Raw genomic sequence first — 2912 nt, 5'->3', positions numbered from 1 at the left:
GCGACTGGGACGTACCCGCACTCGCCGACGGCGACCGGCCCGCCCCGGCCGCCGGCCGGGCCCCCCGACCCGACGACCACCGAACCCCGCTCGGCCGACCCTCCCGAAAGGCACACCAGTGAGCACCGAAGCGTACGTGTACGACGCGATCCGCACCCCGCGCGGCCGCGGCAAGGCGAACGGCGCCCTGCACGGCACCAAGCCCATCGACCTGGTCGTCGGCCTCATCCACGAGATCCGCGACCGCTTCCCGGACCTGGACCCGGCCGCCGTCGACGACATCGTGCTCGGCGTCGTCGGCCCGGTCGGCGACCAGGGCTCCGACATCGCCCGGATCGCCGCCATCGCCGCCGGGCTGCCCAAACTGGTCACCCACTCCACGCGCACCCTCGTGGACAAACTCGCCCGCTTCGAGGCGGTGCGCTACCCGGGCATCGGCATCCGCCCGGACGACGTCCTGCTCAACGCCGGCGCGTACGCGCACGGGCGCGCCTTCTGCTGGACGGCGGTCGTCCTCTCGGTCCCGCCCGCCGAGATCGTGCTGCTCAGCGGGGACGACCCGGACACCGCCGATCCACTCCTGCGGACCCACCCGCCCACCGTCGTCGAGGCGACGCCCGCGACCTACGTCCGGCTGCGGCCGCTCACCACGCGGCTCGACAACCCCTTCCGCCGGGTCCGCCTCTACATCAGCACCTACGACGCCGTCCACCCGCCCGCCCTGCGCGCCTACCTGACCGCGAGCGACCACCCCCGCCCGCTGTGGATGCAGGGCTGGGGCCAGACCGAGACCGGACCGCTCACCTTCCGCTTCCACACCCGGCGCTCCGCGCTCGCGGCGGACGCGGAGTCCACGACACGCCGGCTGGGCCGCCCGGTGCCGGGCCGCACCCGGCTGCGCGCCGTGGACCCGCAGACCCTGCGTCCGGTGCCGCGCGGGCGCTCCGGACTGCTCCTGGTGCGCACCGCCGCGCTCGCCCTCGGCTACGTCGGCGAGGAGGAACGCTGGGCCGCCAAGCGGATCGGCGACTGGTGGTCCACGGGCGACATCGGCGTGCTCCACCGCGACGGCAGCGTCAGCGTGCTGGACCGCGAGGTCGACAGCCTGCCGGGCATGAGCTGTCTGCGGACCGAGGACGCGCTGGAGCAGCGGCTGCCCCAGGCCCTGGAGTGCGTGGTCCTCGCCGTCCCGGACGGCGATCCGCTGCCCGTCGTGGTCACCGCCGACGGCCGGCTGGACCCGGACGCCTGGGAACAAGCCACGTACGGGCTACCGACGTTGCGTGACCCGGCCGTCCTCACCTGGGACGATGTGCCCCGCACCGGCACCGGAAAGGTCCGCCGCGCCGCCCTGGCACGGCGGCTTGCGGGCACCGCCCTCGCGGGCACGGGCCGCTGGACCTGACGACCCGAACCCCTGCGACCGGCCGAGGCACGGCCGGCGCCTGCGAAAGGACACCCTTCATGACACCGCCGGCCCCCGCCCGCGCGGTCTTCGACAACGGCACCGCGCACAGCCGTGACCAGCACCGCTGCCTGGAGGCCGCCTACGACCCGGTGACCCTGCCCCGGCTGGCCGCAGCCGGGGTCGGCCCGGGCTGGCACTGCCTGGAGATCGGCGCGGGCGGCGGCAGCATCGCGCGCTGGCTCGCCGACCGGGTCGCCCCGGGCGGCTCCGTGCTGGCCACCGACCGTGACACCCGCGATCTGGTGCCCGGCCCGCGCCTGGAGGTCGCCGCGCTCGACGTGGCCCGCGACCCGCTGCCGGAAGAGACCTACGACCTGGTGGTGGCACGCCTGGTCCTCCAGCACGTGCCGACCCGCGACACGGTCCTGCGGCGGCTCGTCCGGGCGCTGCGGCCCGGCGGGCTGCTCCAGATCGACGAGATCGACGCCTCCTACGAGCCGCCGCTGCTGACCCCGGACGCGGCCACCGAGGCGCTGTACGTCCGGTTCCTGCACGCCAAGGCGGCCGCCCTGCGCGCCGCGGGCGGCGACCCGCACTGGGGACGCCGGGTGCCCGCCGCCCTGCGCGCGGCCGGCCTCACCGGCATCGACGTCCACCTGCACATCGACGTACGCCACGCCCAGGACCCCGGCCTCGGGCTGCAGTTGAACCACACCCGCAACCTGCGCGACCGGCTGCTGGCGCAGGGCATGACCGACGAGGAACTGGACCGGGTGGCGCGGTTGATGCGGGACCCGTCGTTCCGTGCCGCCTCCAGCGTCTTCTACTCGGTGCAGGGCCGCCGGCCCGGCAGGGGGCGCGGGTGACGACGTATCCGCGCACCGCCGCACGGCCCGCGGTCGCCACCGCCGTCGCCGACCGGCTGCTGCGGCGCACCGCGCTCCCCGCGGAGGTACGGCACACGATCGACTGGGCGGGCCCGGTCGGCATGGACCTGCCCGGCGAACGAGCCGTGCAGGCCGCCTGCGGCCTCATGCACGTCCACGGCCGGGCCACGGGCGGCCCCGTACCGCTGGCCGTCGACTACGCCTCGGTGGTGGCGGGCGTCCTCGCGGCCCAGGGGGCCACCGCGGCCGCGATCGGGCGGGCCCGGGGACTGGACCTGCGCGGGGCGCGCACCTCGGTGGCCCAGGGAGCGCTGCTGGCGCTCGGCCAGTACCTCGCCGCCGCGACGGCCGATGACGGCCTCGAACAGCCGGAGGCGTCCGCGCCCGGACTGGCCACCCTGGACACCCGCGACGGCGCCCGCGTGGAGGTGGAGACCCTCGACCCGTCGGCCTGGCGGGAGTTCTGGGCCCGGCTCGGAGTGCCCGCCACCCTCGCCGGCCGCGGCTGGCTGCCCTTCCAGCAGCGCTTCGCCACCGCCGTCTGCCCGCTGCCCGGCGAGCTGCGGCAGGCCGCCCTCGCCCGGACCCTGGCGGAGCTGCGGGCCGCCGCCCGGCAC

3 protein-coding genes are annotated in these 2912 nt (G+C 76.6%); all 3 read left to right on the top strand.

What is annotated here, in order from left to right; translation table 11 throughout:
* Positions 1 to 118 precede the first annotated feature (118 nt).
* Positions 119 to 1405 (top strand): AMP-binding protein, encoded by a 1287-nt coding sequence (locus FRZ03_RS24375; protein ID WP_261399324.1) that lies wholly within the window; start codon positions 119 to 121, stop codon positions 1403 to 1405.
* Positions 1406 to 1464: 59 nt separating this feature from the next.
* Positions 1465 to 2274 carry a class I SAM-dependent methyltransferase gene (locus FRZ03_RS24370; protein WP_146467284.1) on the top strand — a complete coding sequence of 270 codons (810 nt, stop codon included), beginning with the start codon at positions 1465 to 1467 and terminating at the stop codon, positions 2272 to 2274.
* A partial coding sequence (locus tag FRZ03_RS24365; protein ID WP_261399323.1) for a CoA transferase occupies positions 2271 to 2912 on the top strand: 642 nt, incomplete at its 3' end. The genes FRZ03_RS24370 and FRZ03_RS24365, both read left to right, overlap by 4 nt.

It is taken from the genome of Streptomyces misionensis (assembly GCF_007896895.1).
Taxonomy (GTDB): Bacteria; Actinomycetota; Actinomycetes; order Streptomycetales; family Streptomycetaceae; genus Streptomyces; species Streptomyces misionensis_A.
The sequence above is the reverse complement of the archived record's forward strand: the minus strand, read 5'-3'. Positions and strand labels throughout refer to the sequence as shown.